The sequence below is a fragment of the Micromonospora sp. DT48 genome, assembly GCF_049844495.1.
Taxonomy (GTDB): domain Bacteria; phylum Actinomycetota; class Actinomycetes; order Mycobacteriales; family Micromonosporaceae; genus Micromonospora.
On record NZ_JBNCLE010000013.1, the window covers coordinates 201,079 to 216,252 of the forward strand.

Sequence of the window (15,174 nt, forward strand, 5' to 3'; positions counted from 1 at the left end):
GCCGCCGGACGATCCAGCGGGCCGGTCGATCGAGGTACAGCAGGCTGTACTAACCGCGCCGCTGGGCGTCCTCGAGATACCGCAGGACCGCCGTGACCCGCCGGTCAGCGCGGTCGTCGGGCGCGAGTCCGAGCTTGGCGAAGATGCTGCGGATGTGCTTGTGCACCGCCCCGTCGGTGACGAACAGCCGCTGCGCGATCGCGGTGTTGCCGAGGCCCTCCGCCATCAACGAGAGCACCTCGCGCTCCCGTGCGCTGAGTCGGCTGAGGGTGCTGTCGGGGCGGCTGCGCGCGAACAGTTGGGCGACCACCTCGGGGTCGATGGCCGTGCCGCCGTCGGCGACGCGGTGCAGCGCGGCGAGGAACTCCTCGACCCGGCCGACCCGTTCCTTCAACAGGTAGCCGAGCCGGGTCGTACCGCTGGCGAGGAGGTCGGTGGCGAAGGTCTGTTCGACGTACGCCGACAGCACCAGCACCGCGAGGTCGGGGTGACGACGCCGGGCCTCGACCGCCGCCACGATGCCCTCGTCGGTGTGCGTCGGTGGCATCCGGACGTCGACGATCGCCACGTCCGGGACGTGCGCGTCCACTGCGGACAGGAAGGTCGTCGGCGTGTCGGTGGTGGCGACCACGTCGAGCGACTCGGCCCGCAGCAGCAGTGCCATGCCCTCCCGCAGCAGGGCGTCGTCCTCGGCGATCACGATCCGCACGGCAGCTCCACGAGTAGTGTCGTCGGCCCACCAGGTGGGCTGGTCAGCGTGAATCGGCCGTCGTGGGCCTCGACCCGGCGGCGGATGCCACCGATTCCCGAGCCGGCGCCCTCGTCGGCCCCGCCCCGGCCGTCGTCGTCGACGCGCAGGCGCAGCCGGTCGTCCCGGCGGTGGACGGTGACCGCCGCCGTGGTGGCGCCGCTGTGCCGGGCCACGTTGGTCAGCGCCTCCGCCACCACGAAGTACGCCGTCGCCTCGACCGACGCCGCGCATCGGCCCGGGACGTCGACCTCCACCGTGCACGGCACCGGGCAGCCGACGGCCAGGCCGTCGAGCGCGCCGGTGAGCCCACGATCGTCGAGCACCGGCGGCAGGATCCCGCGCACCACGGCACGCAGTTCGGCCAGCGCCAGCTCGGCTGACTGCTGTGCCCGGTCCAGGATCTCCGCCGCCTGCGCCGGGTCGCGAACCACCGCCCGCCGCGCCGCGCCGAGCAGGACGGTCACCGCGACCAGCCGGTTCTGCGCCCCGTCGTGCAGGGAACGCTCGATGCGGCGTAGCTCCACCGCGTGCGCGTCCAGGGCGGCGGCCCGGGTCGCGGTCAGCTCGGCGATCCGCAGCGACGTGTCGACGTCGCGCGGCGGTGCCAGCAGGCGTCGCCCCGGCAGTGCCTGTAGCCGGGCCATCGGCGGGCCGAGCGTCACGGTCGCGGCGAGCCAGCCGACCCCCAGCAACGCGACCACCAGGGCGTCGGGCAGCCCGTCGATCCGCCAGATCACCACGCCCGGTCCGCCCTCGTCCGGCGGCAGCATCCAGAAGTACAGCGGGAACAGCAGGTACTGCACGGCGGAGATGGGCAGTGACAACCCGAGCACGCCCAGGCCGAAGCCGATCGTGGCATGGACGGCGACGAACGCGCCCTCGCGCCGGGTCCACGGGTCGCGCAGGACACCGCGTAGCTCCCCCGGTACGCGTGGCGGTGCGGGCAGATCCCGCGCCAGGGACAGCCGGGCCCGTTCCCGGTCGGCTGCCGACCGCACCGCCTTGGCCGCCGACGGGACCAACCACAGGCCGACGCCGACCAGGCACGCCAGCCCCACCAGGAGCAGCAGCAGGAACACCGCCAGGGAGAGCAGTGACGTGCCGAGACCGCCGACGAGCTGTTCGACCGCGTCGACGGAGGTCCGTGCCCGGTCACGCAGCCGCCGCCGCACCGCGCGGGCACGATCCGAGCCCACCGTGACCGGCCCGGCGACGGAGTCTCTGCGTGGCATCCGTACCTCCCCGGCAGAGACGATAGGCGACGCGAGGCGCCGTCGGCGCCTCGCGGCCCGGAAGGTACAGCCTGCTACCCGACCTCGGTGTACCGGTCTACCTGTCGGCGTCGACGCCACCCGTGCGGCGTCGGCTGGGCGCGGTCACGGCGCCGCCACCGGCGCGTCGTTGCCCGGCAGCTGGCTCACGCGGGGCAGCCGCACCACCTCGGCCGAGCGGCTGCTCAGCTCGCTGGTCGGGCACAGCCCGGTGACCAGCATCGTGTTCCAGGCGATGTCGATCGGATGGGGGTCGGGCAGGCCGACATGGTAGTGACTGATGTTGATCCCGGTCGACACCTGCCGGGCACCGTCGCGGCTGTGCAACGAGATCGTCAGGTGCCCGATCACCGCGCCGTCGTGGCCCCAGAACTCGCCGCACGGGGTGGGCAGCGAGTAGATGCCGAGCCCGTAGCGGCCGGCCTCGGGCACCTCCGGCAGCATCGGCACCCCGGTGAGCATCTCGTCGAGGGTGGCCGGGCTGAGCAGGTCGCCACCGAGCAACGCCCGGAAGAAGGTGTTCAGGTCCGCCGTGGTGGCGATCATCTCGCCCGCCGTCCACCCCCAGCTCATGTTGGACTCGCTGAGGTCGCGTACGCCGAACGGGGCGAAGTAGGCGCCGCTGTGCGGGCCGCGGATCGTCGGGTCGGTGCCGGGGAAGGACGTCCCGTTGAGCTTCAGCGGTCGCAGGATACGTCGCTGCACCTCGGCTGCCGCGTTCTTGCCGGTGACCTTCTCGATCAGCAGACCGGCCAGGACGTAGTTGGTGTTGGAGTAGCTGAACCCGGCCCCGGGAGCGTTGGTCGGTGGCATGGCCAGGCCGGTGGCCACCAGCTCCGCCGGGGCGTACGTGGTGACCCGCATCCGGTCGATCGACGCGTACGAGTCGAGCATCGCGTTGGTGTAGTTGCCGATGCCGCTGGTGTGGTTCAGCAGCATCCGGACGGTGACCTGGGTGCCGAGTTCACCCGGCACGATGTCGGGTAGCCACGCGCCGATCGGGTCGTCGAGTCCCAACCGGCCCTCGTCGACGAGTTGGAGCACGGTGGTGGCGACGAACGTCTTGGTGATGCTGCCGATGCGGTGCCGCATCTGCGGCTGCATCGGTCGGGGCTTGATGAGGTACGCCTGGCCGGCGGCATCGCGCCAGTCGTGCCGACCGTCACGCACGGCGACCAGCACACCCGGGGCACCGGCCTCGGGCACTGCGGCGAGGGCGGCGCGTAGCGCGGCCCGGTCCGGGACGCTCGGCCCGGGAGGCGGACCCGGACGGGCGGTGGCGGAGGCGGGTACGACGGCGATCGTGGTCACCAGGGCGACGCTGGTGACCACGATCTTCAGTGTCCGGCGGAGTCTCGACATATCTGCATACTTGCCGGAGTCCGGGCTGCCCGCATCCTGCTCAGGCGGGAGACGTGCCTCCCGCTGCGGAGGGAACGCGGGGTGACCCCGGACGGAGGGGTCGGTGCTCAGCTCAACGTGAACGTCACATCGTCGAGGTCGAAGGTGGTGACCCCGTTACCGGCCGCCTCGCTGGAGAGGAAGCTGGCCGTCGCGGTGCGCTCGATCGGGGCGGTCCCGGTCGACATGACGTACTCCCGCCACTGTGCGCCACCGTCGAAGGCCAGCGAGAACCTCGTCTTCGGCGGAACCCCGGTGACCGCCAACCCGACGTTGAGGTAGTCGCCGCGGCTGATCTCCGTGGTGGTGGTCCGGACCCAGAAGCGGACCGTCAGGTCACAGTTGGCCGGCACCGTGAGGGTGACGCGCAGCAGGTCGGAACGGGTCACGTCCAGCCCGGCGAAGGTGGCGTACGCGCGGCCGGTGCGGGCGGGTCGGTCGGCGTCGCCGAGCACGACCATGCGGGGACCGGCCTCCCAGCCGGTGGTGCCTCGCTCGAAGCCGGGGTTCGGGTGGATCTGCCTGGCGCAGGTCGCGTCGGGGACGGGGCGGTCGTGGGGAGCGCTGCCCGGGGTCAGGAGCAGTAGTGCGGCGGCGATGGCGGTGGTGACGAGGGCTTTCATCAATCCTCCCCGAATCAGGGCACGCACGGTGCGATTCAAGATTGACACTCCTCGATAGGGGTTGCCCCGTCAAGCGTTTCCCGAGTTCCGCTACACGCGCTCAGCCGCCACCGGGTCGACGCGCCGATCGGGGAGCCGCCCCGGTGGGCCGACCCACCCGGGCGACATGCATCAGGCGGTCCGGTGTCACGTCCAGCAGCGCGCCGAGCGCCGTCCGGGTGGCGGCGACGTCGATGAGCTGGCTCAGCGGATGCGCCACCAACCCGGCGGTGTGCAGGGCCAGCCAGACCCGCAGCAGCACCCGGCCGAACTCGACCTGCCCGGCCGGGTCGAGGTCCGCCGGGGCGACCAGGACCAGCACCGTGCCGCCGCGCGCGAGCGGGTCGTCGGCCGCGGCGAGCAACCTCGGCAACCCCAACGGCCGCAGCAGGGGATAGGCGGCCAGCGCCGCGCGCAGACCGGCCGCCGCGGGCCGCGACAACGCCAGGCATCGGTCGCTGAGCCCGTCGGCGTCATAGCTCGGATGCGTCGGGTCCAGCCGCAGCCAGCGACGCAGCTCGGCGACGACCGCCGGGTCGGCGTACAACCGCCGGTCGGCGGCGCGCAGCAGGGCACCGAGGCGATCGGGCTCCGGCACGGCGCGGACGGCTCCACCGGCGTGCCGGGCGACCGCGTCGAGCGCCGCGAGGGTGTCCTGCTCCGGGCCGTCGGTCAAGCGGCCCCGGTCGGTACGGCGCTCCCACACGTCCGTGGTGCGAAACGGTGTCGGGTAGCGGTGCTCGGCCGTCCGCAGCCAACCCACCCGGCGGTGCCGCTCGTCGTGGTCGGCGACGTACTCGAGTCGTAGTCCGGCGTCGGCCGCGACGATCAGACAGGTCTCGACGAACGCGCCGAGGGACAGGCGCAGGTCCCGGCCGGTGGCGTCGGCCACCGGCAGCGTGCGCGACTCGTCCCACCCGACGCGGATCGCCTGCGGCTCGTAGCGCAGCCGCCACGGCTGCGTGTTGTGCGCGCTGGGGGCCCGCCAGCACAGCGGTTCAAGCGCGCGGAACGCGGCGACGTCCACCTACAACTCCTTGGCGTAGAAGGTGTACCCGTGCAGCGGACGACCGCCGAGCCGCCGGTACTGGGCTGCCGACGCCGGGTTGTCCCGCCCGACGAAGGTGCTGCGCAACGTCGTGTAGCCGCCGACGTGCAGGTTCCGGTGCAGGTGCGCGGAGAGCAGCCGCTGGTAGCCGCGTCCCTGGTAACGCGGGAGCACGCCCTTGACGATGAGCACCGCCTCTCGCCGGTAGCGGCGGCGCGCGGCCAGCAGCCGCAGCTGGTTGACCGGATGCAGGTCGCCACGCACCCGGACCAGGAACTCGCTGATGTCCGGTACGCAGAGCACGAACGCCACCGGTCGGTCGTCGCGGGTCAGGTAGAGCAGCAGTGACTCGTCGAGCAGGTACGCCAGCCCGTCGGTCTGTCGCCGCAGTTGCGCCGCCGAGATCGGGGTGTAGTAGCCGAGCTGGGCGAACGAGTCGTTCAACATCCCACGCAGCAGGTCGAGCTGCTCGTCGAGGCGTCTGACGTCACCGTGGTGCAGTTCGAGCCGGGCACCGTCCGGTTCGACGTGCGCCGAGGCCGGCACCGGCCGGGTCGGCGCGGTCACCGGGCAGATCCAGGTGTCCGACTCGAACCGTCGGTGGAACCCGTACGCCTCGTAGGCCGCGACGTAACGCGGCGGGTTCCAGGCGCTGTCGACGAAGCCCCGCTCGGGGTGGCCGGAGGTGATCACCCCGCCGGCCTGGTTGGGCAGCAGCGACACCGGTCCGAAAAGCAGGTCCCGGTCGGCGTCGGCGTGCGTGCTGATCGCGTCGAACAGCGGCTGGGCGGCCGGTGGGGTGAACTCGGTCAGCCCGAAGAGCTGGCACCGTCGGCCGAGCTTGGCGTCGAAGGCCGCCTCGGTGTGCATTGTGGTGCGGGCGACCACCGCGCCGGTGGCGTCCCGCAGCAGGTACAGCGGTACGCCGTCGCGCCACCACCTGCTGATCTGCTGCCGTGGGATGGGCACGTGCCGCGGCTCGTCGGCGTAGAGCCGATCGGCGAACGTGAGGAACTGACGCAGCTCGCGGCGGGTGGTGACCCGCTCGAACCGGTGGGAGCCGGTAGTCACCGACGCACCGCCGGCCCGGTCGTCTCCGCGCCCAACGGGGTGAAGGTGTCGATGTGGCCGATCTCCGGGCCTTCGGCCCGCCAGGCGCCGTTGGAGTAGCCGTCCGGGTCGGCGCTGTAGAGCCGGATGAACCCGGCCTTGGCGTTGCGGGTGCCGTCGGTCAACCAGACCATGAGCCGCCGGTGATGGCGGGTACGGGCGAAGCGCAGCATCGCGTCGCGGTCGGTGAAGAACGCGATCGTGCCCAGGGTCAGCGGGAACTGCCAGTAGACGGTGTGCCAGCAGTAGCCGGACATCCGCCGCATGTCGCGGACCATCCGGAACCAGTCCGGCGCCAGCCGCAGCAGCACCAGGGGATTGGCGTAGCGGGTGCCGCCGATGAACATGGCGCCGGCGCGGGCCTGGGCGGGGGCACGGGAGAAGTCACGGGTACGCATGGATCACCTCACCAGGTAGACGTTCTTGATCTTCTGCGGTCCGGCGAACGGACCCTGGCCGGGTTCGTGCAGCTCCACCCGGAGGTCACCGGCGGTCGGGTCCTCCACGAGGGACTGGGCGAAGTCCCGTGAGACCGAGGTGAGGTGCCGACGTACCCCGCTGCGGCACGCCTCGGCGAGGGCCTCGCGTGCCGCGGCGGCCAACGGGCGGCGCAGTTCGAGGTGGATCACCGGCCGGGTCTCCAGCGCGGCATCCTCGACCAGGGTCAGACAGAAGGCGTTGATCTCGGCGGCGTGCGGGTTGCCGGCGTAGAGGCCGTACTCGACGTCCTGGGGGTAGAGGTTCGCCCCCAGGTAGGAGACCGTGGAGTCGCGTCGGCCGAACAACAGCAGCACCGGCAGGGTCATCCGTTCGGCCGCGACGGCGGTGCGCAGTTCGGCCCGGCGTACCGGATCGGCCTGCGCCAGCTCGACCACCCGCCGGTACGGCACCAGCAGCGCCTCGTCCCCGACGTTGTACCGCAGCCGGGGTTGCAGCACGTCACCGGTGACCGTGCAGATCAGCTCCCGTCGCTCGTTCGTCTCCAGGTAGGTGGTGAACGGGTTGTACTGGAACACCATCGGCAGCCGCTGCTCGTCGGCACCGAGCAGCGCCTCCCGCAGGCCACGGTCGGTCTGCAACCGTCGCCGCAGCCACACCGTGAACCGGGTCTCCGCACCGATACCGATGGTCAGGTCCGAGGCACCGTACGCCGAACGCACCAGTGCGAACCGCTGCTCCAGGTAGTCCCGCAGCGCCTCGGTCATGCCCTCGCCGCCGCAGCTGGCGAAGATGCGGTACCGCTTCCAGGGGAAGCCGTCGGCGTCGAGCCGGTCGCGCAGGTGCTTCAGGAACGGCGGGTAGGCGGTCACCAGGTAGTCGAAGTCGGGGCCGAACTCGCGGAGCGTGTCGGCGATCTTCCCGAGGTCCGGTCCGGTGTTCTTCACGACCGCGATGCGGGCCATCGCGGCACCGGTCGTCGTCCCGGTCGCCCAGGCGCCCATCGAGTAGGCGTTGATGACGAACGGTCGGCGCATCGGGAACACCAGCCCGGTGTAACCGGCGATGTCGCGGTGCACCGCACGCAGCTCCCGGTCGCCGCGAGGCCAGTTGAACGGCTGCCCCGAGGAGCCGGCCGACTCGTCGACCACCACGCCACGGCTGGGCAACCGTCCGTTCCAGCAGCGTGCGGCGGCGTCGTGCGGCGTGACGTAGCTGAGCTTGTCGGTCTCCGGATAGTCGCTCAACCGTCGACGGGTGCCGGGGCGGGCACGCAGAAAGGCCCGGTAGGCGGGCACCTGGCGAGCGGCGCGTACGCAGGTGGCGTGGGCGTGCGCGGCGGCCAGTCGGTCCAGGACCGGGTGGTGCCACCGGGCCAGCCACCGCCAGCCGGCGGGGTGGCGGCACACGAGCCGGCTCAGCACGGCGACCAGGCGGCCGAGCGGCCCCAGCAGGGCCTGCCGGGCGTGGGCGGCCACCGCTGGCAGCGGTGATTCGGCGGTACGCAGAGCGACGTGTCGGTGCGGCAGTTCGGCCATGCCGAAATCCTGTCGGCGCCGGGACGGCCACACCTGAGCACCGCGTACGGCTTGTGCTGAGTACCCCTACCCAGTCCCGGGCCCGGCGGTCACTCGTTGAGCAGTTGCTCCCGGAGGACGCCCTGCACCAGGTCGCTGACGCGGCGGCCAGCGGAGATCCGCTTTCGACGGCTGCCGGACCGACTTCCCCTTGACCCTCGACCTGGTCGACGGCCCACTCTGCACGACGACCGTCCGAGAACGCGTACGACGAGGGGGAGGCCACGATGCTCGACCTGGCGGTGCTGCGCCCGATACTCCGGGCCGCCTGGGGCGCGGACACCTGCGACCCGCACGACGTGCGGCACTGGCGGCCGGACAACCCGGCTCGCGGCCAGTGCGGGGTGACCGCGCTGGTCGTCCAGGACCTGCTCGGTGGAGAGCTGATCCTCGGCGAGGTATTCGTCCGGGACGACAAGGTCGGTCACCACTACTGGAATCGGCTGCCCGACGGGCAGCAGGTGGACCTGACCGCTGACCAGTTCCGTCCGGAGGAGGTCGTCGTCGGCGGTCGGGTGCAGCAACGGCCGCCGGACGCACCTCGGCGATGCCGGGAACAGTACGAGATCCTGCGGCAGCGGGTCCGGTGTCTGCTGGCGGCGGGTCCGTGGCCGGACGCCGCGCCACCTGATGTCACGCCTTTGTGATCGAGACGCGGTTGGGGTGCGCCGGCTCCGGTTGGAACATGGTCAGCAGACTTTCGCCCTCGGCGACCACGGCGTCACGTTCGTCGGCAGTGAACGGGCGCAGCGGCGTGATCCGCAAGGTGGCCGCGCCGCCGTCGACGGTGACCGCCCAGGTGCCCGAGACCCGGCCGTCGAGCAGCAGGAAACGTGCGCCGGTGACGCTCAGCCCGCGATGCTCGGCGTCGATCACGCGGCTGCGGTCGTCGTAGCCGAGCACCGCGTTGTCGAACGCTGGCAGGAAACGGGGCGGTGCCGGGGTCTGCGGGTCGGGCAGCGCACCGTCGGGCACGTCGAGCAACTCGCGGCCACGCTCGTCGCGGAACGTACGCAAGGTGGGTCGCAGCCGTTGGACGGACTCCCGTAGCCCGCTCAACCCCGACCAGGCGCGGATGTCGGCGGTGGCCGCCGGACCGTACGCGGCGAGGTACCGCAGGACCAACGCGTCGACCGCGTCCGGCGACTCCGGCCCCGGCGGGCGGCCCAGCCACGCCTCGACGGTGGTGTAATACGCGCGGGCGCGCTCGCCCCAGACGCCACGAGGGGGCACCTGCACGAGCGGCACGAGGGTGCTGAGCGCGTCGCCCAGCGTGCGTGCCTGCACCCCCGGCCAACGGTCGACGATCTCGCGGGCCGCCTCGGTCAGCATGCGCGGCCGCTCCTCGAACAACGGTCGGCCCACCGCCGCCAACTCGTCGAGGTCGACACCGGGTAACGCCCGGCGCAACGTCGACCACATGCGGGAGACCAGCATCGTCTGGTGCACCGGCCGCAGCGCGACGCAGTCGTCGGCGGTCACCAGGTGCAGGGTGCGCCGCATCAGCAGGGTGCGCACCGCCCGGCGGCTCAGCAGCAACTCGGCCAGCGCCGACGGCCGGAAGTCGACCAGTCGGCTCCACAACCCGGCGTACGGCTCCAGCGGTTCCTGCGCCTGCAACCCCACCAGGTGTTCCACAGCGGAGGTGACCGGCATGTCGTGCCGCCGCAACAGCAGCTGACGGGCCAGTAATGCCCGGTTGAGGGCACGTTGGTCGAGCACGCTCATGGCGGGGAGGCTAGCGCCCACCCCGGACATCTCTCCCGGCGTGGCTCACGCGACGAGCAGGCGCAGACCGAGTTCGGCGGTGTCGAGGGCGGGCGAGGCGAGCCGGGCCGAGACGAGCCGGGGTTACGCTGGCCGGGTGCGGTTGGTCATCATGGCAGACACCCACCTGCCGAAACGGGCCCGTGACCTGCCGTCCGGGCTGTGGGCTGCCGTCGACGCCGCCGACCTCGTCATCCATGCCGGTGACTGGGTCAGTGTCGCGCTCCTTGACGAGTTGGAGCGGCGCAGCGCCCGGCTGATCGGCGTCTACGGCAACAACGACGGTCCGGAACTGCGTGCCCGACTGCCGGAGGTCGCCCGGGTGGAGGTCGCCGGTCTGCGGCTCGCGGTGGTGCACGAGACCGGTCCGGCCAGCGGCCGGGAGCGGCGGTGCGCGGCCCGCTTCCCCGACCGCGACGTGCTGGTCTTCGGGCACTCCCACATCCCCTGGGACAGCGAGGCGCCCGGCGGGCTGCGGTTGCTCAATCCCGGTTCGCCGACCGACCGGCGTCGCCAGCCGTACGCGACGTACCTCACCGCCGAGCTGGCCGACGGTCGGCTCGACGCCGTCACCCTGCACGAGGTGCCGCGCTGACTCGGCACGAGGTGCCGCGCCGAGGGCGGGCATAGGCTGGGCGGCATGCCGAAAGCCATCTGGAACGACCTGGTCATCGCGGAGAGTCCGGACACCGTGGTGGTGGAGGGCAACCACTACTTCCCCCGAGCCGCGCTCCGCGACGACCTGCTGAGGGACTCCGACACCCACACGTTCTGCCCGTGGAAGGGCACCGCGTCGTACTACACCCTGGCCCACGGCGGCCAGACCAGTGTGGATGCGGTCTGGTACTACCCGCAGCCGTTGCCCGAGGCCGAGATGGTCCGCGACCGGGTCGCCTTCTGGAAGGACGTCACGGTCGTCGACTGACGCGCGCCGACCCGGTTCGTGACGTCGACCGGGCGCAGCGGGTGCACCGCCGGCCAGAGCAGCCATCCGGTGACCGGACTCGGCTCTCAGCCGCGCCGGTGCCTGGTGATGCGCCGTACGCCGGCGTAGACGAGTCCTCCGGCCAGCAGCCAGGGCGCCGCGACGACGATCGGGTCGAGCGGGTGGTGCACCCGGTCGGCACGCCGACCACGCGTTCGGGAGGCGAGGCCGTGATGGGAGAACTCGCTGCGCACTCCGGTCTCGGTGACCGGATTGTCGGGGCGGCGGGTGACCAGGGACCGCAGCGTGCTCTCGGCGGTGTCCACCCGGTCGGCGGCCAGCAGCAGCAGCCAGTGCGCGGCGCGCCCTTCGCTGTAGGTGCGGTAGGCGTACCTGCGCATCACCCCGGAGAGCCCGCGGGGCGGGCAGGAGGTGCCGAAGACGGGAGTGAGGAACTTGTGTTCGATCGACCTTTCCCGGGGCTGCCGCTCGGGCTGGCGCTCGGGGAACTGCCAGTGTGCGCCGGTGTGCTCCGGGTCGAATCTCTCCCTGGGCACCGAGGGGCGGTCCTTCGGGTCCAGGTCGACGCCCCAGCCGGGAATGCGGGCACGCAGCTGGTCGCTGGAGCGGGCCAGGGGCGGTTTGTCGGGCGTGTAGGGCATCTCCGGCTCCCGGTCTGGTCAGGCGGTGTTCGGCACGATCAGCGGCTTGATGCAGCCGTCGAGCTTGGCCGAGAAGATGTGGTACGCCTCGGCGATGTGTTCCAGCGGAATCCGGTGGGTGATGATGTCGCTGGGCTTGAGGTAGCCGTTGCGGATGTGCTCGAACAGGCGTGGCCACTGGCGCTTCACCGGGCACTGGTTCGTCCTCAGGGTGAGCCCCTTGTTCATCGCGTCGCCGAACTTCACCGCGCTGAACATCGGCCCGTAGGCGCCCATCACCGAGATGGTGCCGCCCTTGCGTACCGAGTCGATCGCCCAGTTGAGGGCGACCGGTGACCCGCCCTGCAACTTGAGCTTCGCGGCGGTGACGTGCTGGAGGAGGTTGCCGTCCGCCTCGGCTCCGACCGCGTCGATGGCCACGTCGGCACCGAGGTGGTCGGTGATCTTCTTGAGGTGTACGACGATGTCGTCGTACTCGGCGAAGTTGTAGGTCTCGGCGTGGGCGAACGAGGCGGCCTTCTCCAGCCGGTAGTCGAGATGGTCGATGACGATGACCCGACCGGCTCCCATGAGCCAGGCCGACTTCGCCGCGTACAGTCCCACCGGCCCCGCGCCGAAGACCACCACGACGTCGCCTTCGACGATGTCGCCGAGCTGCGCCCCGAAGTATCCGGTGGCGAGGGCGTCGGTGAGCATGACGGCGTCGTCGTCCGCCATCCACTCGGGAATGATGCTCGGACCGACGTCGGCGAAGGGCACCCGGACGTACTCGGCCTGACCGCCGTCGTAGCCGCCGCAGGTGTGCGAGTAGCCGTAGATCCCGCCCACCGCCGTGGCGTTCGGGTTGACGTTGTGGCAGTTGCTGTACAACCCCCGGGCGCAGTAGAAGCACGACCCGCAGAAGATGTTGAAGGGGACCATCACGCGGTCGTCGGGCCGCAGGTTCCGCACTGACGGGCCCACCTCGTCGACGACGCCGATGAACTCGTGACCGAAGGTCGTCCCGACTCGGGTGTCGGGCATCATGCCGTGGTAGAGGTGCAGGTCGGATCCGCAGATCGCCGCACGCGTCACCCGTACGATCGCGTCGTTGGGGTGTTCGATCGACGGGCGGTCCTTCTCCTGCACCCGGATTCGGTACGGCCCGCGATAGACCATCGCCCGCATCGACTCGCCTCCTGGACCAGATCCGGCGGATCTCATCGGCCTCGATCCGTCCGCTTCCTCACCTGGTACCCGGACGTCTGGCCGACAAACTGACGACCGGTGAAGCCCGGGGGAGTGACCCCACCTTCGTCCTAGGACGGCTTGGCGGTTGTGCGGCGGCACGCACCGCGGCCCCCGGTCCACCACTCACCCGAGGTGATCTACGGTGGCAGTCGAGGAGCGCAGACCATGTCACGACCTGGGGCACAGCGAGCCCTGATCGCCGCCGTCCAGGTGCTCAGCCTGGCGGTGTGGTTCTCGGCCTCGGCCGTGGTGCCGGCGCTGCGCGAGGCGTGGCAGATCAGCGCGACCGCGTCGGTGTGGCTGACCGCGTCCGTCCAACTCGGGTTCGTCGCCGGTGCCGTCACGTCGACCCTGCTGAACCTGGCCGACCGGACGAGGCCGCACCTGTTGATGGCCGGTTGCGCGACGCTCGCCGCCGCCTGCACCGGCGTCTTCGCCCTCACCGTCGACGGGCTGGCCGGGGCCATTCCGCTGCGGTTCCTCACCGGGGTCTTCCTGGCCGGGGTGTATCCGGTCGGCATGAAGCTGACCGGCTCCTGGGTGCCCCCGGCCCGCCGGGGGCTCGCGTTCGGCGTCATGATCGGCGCGCTGACTCTCGGCTCGGCGCTACCGCACCTGATCGGCGGGTTGGGCGACCTGCCGTGGCGCGGCGTGATGGGCACGGCGGCCGGGAGCGCGCTGCTCGGCGCGGTGGTGTCGGTGACCCTCGTACGCGAAGGTCCGCAGTTCGCCCCGGGCCCGCCGCCGCGCCCGTACCCCCGGTACGCCCTGGCGATGTTCCGCCAGCGTGGTCCCCGGCTGGTGAACCTGGGCTACTTCGGGCACATGTGGGAGCTGTACGCGCTGTGGACCTGGCTGCCGAGCTTCCTGATCGCGGGTACGGCGGCCCGGACAGGTCGGGACGACGCGAACGTCAGCCTGCTCGCGTTCCTGGCCATCGGCCTGGCCGGGGTCGCCGGATGTCTGGCCGGCGGATGGGCCGCCGACCGGTTCGGACGCCCCCGGGCCGCGTTCACCGCCCTGCTGGTCAGTGGCGTCTGCTGTCTGGTCTCACCCCTGTTCTTCACCGCGCCGCCCGCCGCCGTCGTGCTGCTGGGCGTGGTGTGGGGCGCCGCGGTGATCGCGGATTCCGGTGTCTTCTCGACCGCCCTGAGCGAGGTCGCCGACCGGCGGTACGTCGGCACCGCGCTCACCGCGCAGACGGCCATCGGTTTCGCCCTCACCGTCGTCACCATCCAGCTGGTACCCGTCCTGGCCGACGAGGTCGGCTGGCGTTGGGCGTTCCTGCTGCTCGCCCCCGGCCCGCTCGTCGGTGCGCTCGCCATGCGGGCGTTCGGTCACCAACCCCCGCGAGTAGCGGGGGCGGCTCGCGTCAGGGGACGCTGAAGGCCCGGCGGTCGAGTCGGGCTTCGATGGCCTGGGCGGCCGTGCGGAGCGCGGTCTGTAGTCGGCTCTGTTCGAGAGCCCGGTGCTCCGAGTCGGAGGGGACCGAGATCGCGGCGATCACCCGACCGGCCCGATCGTGCAGGCCGGTGGCGATGCACGAGACGCCGATCTGCCGCTCCTCGCGGTCGTACGCGAAGCCGGTCCGTCGTACGTCGGCGAGTTCGGCGCGGAGCAGGGCGGGCGACGTACGGGTGTACCTGGTCAGTGGCCGTAGTCCCTGTGCGATGACCTGCTCGACCACCGATTCCGGCGCACCGGCCAGGAGGATCTTGCCGAGTCCGGTCGCGTAGAGCGGGTTGCGGGTGCCCGGTCGGCTGCGTACCCGCCCGTCGGCATGGCTGATTTTGAGCAGGTAGATCAGCTCGGTGCCGTCACGTACTGCGAGATGCGCCTGGAGGCCGGTCTCGGCGACGAGGCGTTCCATGGGGACCTGGGCCTGCTCGGTCAATGCGCGCAGTAGTGGCACCTGAGTGCCGATCTCGAACATCCAGATCGACAACCGGTACTGTCCGCCGTCGGTTCGTTCGACGGCACCAGCGGCGTTGAGGCTCACCAAGAGCCGGTGTGCGCTTGCTTTCGTCATGCCCAGCAGCTCTGCGCACTGGCTGACGCCGATCTGCCGATGGGTCCGGAACAAATCGAGGATCCGGAATGCCTTCAATACGGTGAGTGACGGGTCTGTGCTCATGTCGCGCTCTCTCCTGCCTTCGAGGGTTGACTACGGAGAGTGATTTTTTGTGGGGGATGTTGTCGACTTGGCAACCAGAAATTTACGAAGACCATCTCGCAATCCGATACGTATTCATATACGACCCCGGGCTTGAAGCGCCATAGTCCCAGCCAGCGGCCGTGGACGGAGCGCACTCGAAGGGGAGCCAATGTTCAA

General features: G+C 71.3%; 16 protein-coding genes. 4 read left to right on the top strand and 12 right to left on the bottom strand.

Annotated features, from left to right (window positions below; translation table 11 throughout):
- Window positions 1–49: 49 nt before the first annotated feature.
- The 8 genes from ACLQ2S_RS17950 to ACLQ2S_RS17985 form a co-directional block, all read right to left on the bottom strand.
- Entirely contained in the window at window positions 50–709 is a 660-nt protein-coding gene (locus ACLQ2S_RS17950; protein ID WP_309223391.1) for a response regulator transcription factor, read from the bottom strand.
- Complete coding sequence (locus tag ACLQ2S_RS17955) at window positions 697–1,983, bottom strand: sensor histidine kinase (protein ID WP_155218934.1); 1,287 nt, start codon at window positions 1,981–1,983, stop codon at window positions 697–699. Before ACLQ2S_RS17955 ends, ACLQ2S_RS17950 begins: the two co-directional genes overlap by 13 nt.
- 144 nt (window positions 1,984–2,127) lie before the next feature.
- Window positions 2,128–3,354: a serine hydrolase domain-containing protein gene (locus tag ACLQ2S_RS17960; protein ID WP_425702155.1), complete on the bottom strand. Its 1,227-nt coding sequence runs from the start codon at window positions 3,352–3,354 to the stop codon at window positions 2,128–2,130.
- A gap of 137 nt (window positions 3,355–3,491) precedes the next feature.
- Entirely contained in the window at window positions 3,492–4,046 is a 555-nt protein-coding gene (locus ACLQ2S_RS17965; RefSeq protein WP_425702142.1) for a hypothetical protein, read from the bottom strand.
- A gap of 100 nt (window positions 4,047–4,146) precedes the next feature.
- Window positions 4,147–5,112, bottom strand: coding sequence for a nitroreductase (locus ACLQ2S_RS17970; RefSeq protein WP_425702143.1), 966 nt, complete (start codon window positions 5,110–5,112; stop codon window positions 4,147–4,149).
- Window positions 5,113–6,204: a GNAT family N-acetyltransferase gene (locus ACLQ2S_RS17975; RefSeq protein ID WP_309223393.1), complete on the bottom strand. Its 1,092-nt coding sequence runs from the start codon at window positions 6,202–6,204 to the stop codon at window positions 5,113–5,115.
- The gene (locus ACLQ2S_RS17980; protein ID WP_155218940.1) at window positions 6,201–6,641 is read right to left on the bottom strand and encodes a DUF4188 domain-containing protein; all 441 of its coding nucleotides are present in this window, start codon (window positions 6,639–6,641) and stop codon (window positions 6,201–6,203) included. Before ACLQ2S_RS17980 ends, ACLQ2S_RS17975 begins: the two co-directional genes overlap by 4 nt.
- A gap of 3 nt (window positions 6,642–6,644) precedes the next feature.
- On the bottom strand, window positions 6,645–8,219 hold the full coding sequence (locus ACLQ2S_RS17985; protein WP_425702144.1) for a phenylacetate--CoA ligase family protein: 1,575 nt from the start codon (window positions 8,217–8,219) through the stop codon (window positions 6,645–6,647).
- A 266-nt stretch (window positions 8,220–8,485) separates the two neighbouring features.
- Between ACLQ2S_RS17985 and ACLQ2S_RS17990 the strand changes: the two genes are divergently transcribed.
- A complete protein-coding gene (locus ACLQ2S_RS17990; RefSeq protein ID WP_230462656.1) occupies window positions 8,486–8,905 on the top strand; it encodes a YunG family protein in 420 nt (139 codons plus the stop codon).
- Here ACLQ2S_RS17990 and ACLQ2S_RS17995 read toward each other — a convergent pair.
- Window positions 8,892–9,986 (bottom strand): winged helix DNA-binding domain-containing protein, encoded by a 1,095-nt coding sequence (locus ACLQ2S_RS17995; protein ID WP_155218944.1) that lies wholly within the window; start codon window positions 9,984–9,986, stop codon window positions 8,892–8,894. The two genes, ACLQ2S_RS17990 and ACLQ2S_RS17995, sit on opposite strands and share 14 nt — an antisense overlap.
- A 136-nt stretch (window positions 9,987–10,122) precedes the next feature.
- Here ACLQ2S_RS17995 and ACLQ2S_RS18000 point away from each other — a divergent pair, with 136 nt between their 5' ends.
- Both ACLQ2S_RS18000 and ACLQ2S_RS18005 read left to right on the top strand, forming a co-directional pair.
- Window positions 10,123–10,620, top strand: coding sequence for a metallophosphoesterase family protein (locus ACLQ2S_RS18000; RefSeq protein WP_309223394.1), 498 nt, complete (start codon window positions 10,123–10,125; stop codon window positions 10,618–10,620).
- 45 nt (window positions 10,621–10,665) lie between these two features.
- Window positions 10,666–10,950 (top strand): DUF427 domain-containing protein, encoded by a 285-nt coding sequence (locus tag ACLQ2S_RS18005; protein ID WP_155218946.1) that lies wholly within the window; start codon window positions 10,666–10,668, stop codon window positions 10,948–10,950.
- Between the two features lie 86 nt (window positions 10,951–11,036).
- On the opposite strand, the gene ACLQ2S_RS18010 is transcribed toward ACLQ2S_RS18005, so the two are convergent.
- On the bottom strand, window positions 11,037–11,612 hold the full coding sequence (locus ACLQ2S_RS18010; RefSeq protein ID WP_155218948.1) for a hypothetical protein: 576 nt from the start codon (window positions 11,610–11,612) through the stop codon (window positions 11,037–11,039).
- Between the two features lie 18 nt (window positions 11,613–11,630).
- Window positions 11,631–12,779: a zinc-dependent alcohol dehydrogenase gene (locus tag ACLQ2S_RS18015; protein WP_155218950.1), complete on the bottom strand. Its 1,149-nt coding sequence runs from the start codon at window positions 12,777–12,779 to the stop codon at window positions 11,631–11,633.
- Between the two features lie 228 nt (window positions 12,780–13,007).
- Here ACLQ2S_RS18015 and ACLQ2S_RS18020 point away from each other — a divergent pair, with 228 nt between their 5' ends.
- The gene (locus ACLQ2S_RS18020) at window positions 13,008–14,228 is read left to right on the top strand and encodes an MFS transporter (protein WP_155218952.1); all 1,221 of its coding nucleotides are present in this window, start codon (window positions 13,008–13,010) and stop codon (window positions 14,226–14,228) included.
- On the opposite strand, the gene ACLQ2S_RS18025 is transcribed toward ACLQ2S_RS18020, so the two are convergent.
- Window positions 14,215–14,976, bottom strand: a complete 762-nt coding sequence (locus ACLQ2S_RS18025) for an IclR family transcriptional regulator (RefSeq protein WP_155218954.1) — start codon at window positions 14,974–14,976, stop codon at window positions 14,215–14,217. The genes ACLQ2S_RS18020 and ACLQ2S_RS18025 overlap by 14 nt on opposite strands.
- Window positions 14,977–15,174 lie beyond the last annotated feature (198 nt).

Coding starts and splice junctions, on each gene's coding strand:
- ACLQ2S_RS17955 (WP_155218934.1), bottom strand. CDS start 1,983: ATGCCACGCAGAGACTCCGTCGCCGGGCCGGTCACGGTGGGCTCGGAT.
- ACLQ2S_RS17965 (WP_425702142.1), bottom strand. CDS start 4,046: ATGAAAGCCCTCGTCACCACCGCCATCGCCGCCGCACTACTGCTCCTG.
- ACLQ2S_RS17980 (WP_155218940.1), bottom strand. CDS start 6,641: ATGCGTACCCGTGACTTCTCCCGTGCCCCCGCCCAGGCCCGCGCCGGC.
- ACLQ2S_RS17985 (WP_425702144.1), bottom strand. CDS start 8,219: ATGGCCGAACTGCCGCACCGACACGTCGCTCTGCGTACCGCCGAATCA.
- ACLQ2S_RS17990 (WP_230462656.1), top strand. CDS start 8,486: ATGCTCGACCTGGCGGTGCTGCGCCCGATACTCCGGGCCGCCTGGGGC.
- ACLQ2S_RS17995 (WP_155218944.1), bottom strand. CDS start 9,986: ATGAGCGTGCTCGACCAACGTGCCCTCAACCGGGCATTACTGGCCCGT.
- ACLQ2S_RS18005 (WP_155218946.1), top strand. CDS start 10,666: ATGCCGAAAGCCATCTGGAACGACCTGGTCATCGCGGAGAGTCCGGAC.
- ACLQ2S_RS18010 (WP_155218948.1), bottom strand. CDS start 11,612: ATGCCCTACACGCCCGACAAACCGCCCCTGGCCCGCTCCAGCGACCAG.
- ACLQ2S_RS18015 (WP_155218950.1), bottom strand. CDS start 12,779: ATGCGGGCGATGGTCTATCGCGGGCCGTACCGAATCCGGGTGCAGGAG.
- ACLQ2S_RS18020 (WP_155218952.1), top strand. CDS start 13,008: ATGTCACGACCTGGGGCACAGCGAGCCCTGATCGCCGCCGTCCAGGTG.
- ACLQ2S_RS18025 (WP_155218954.1), bottom strand. CDS start 14,976: ATGAGCACAGACCCGTCACTCACCGTATTGAAGGCATTCCGGATCCTC.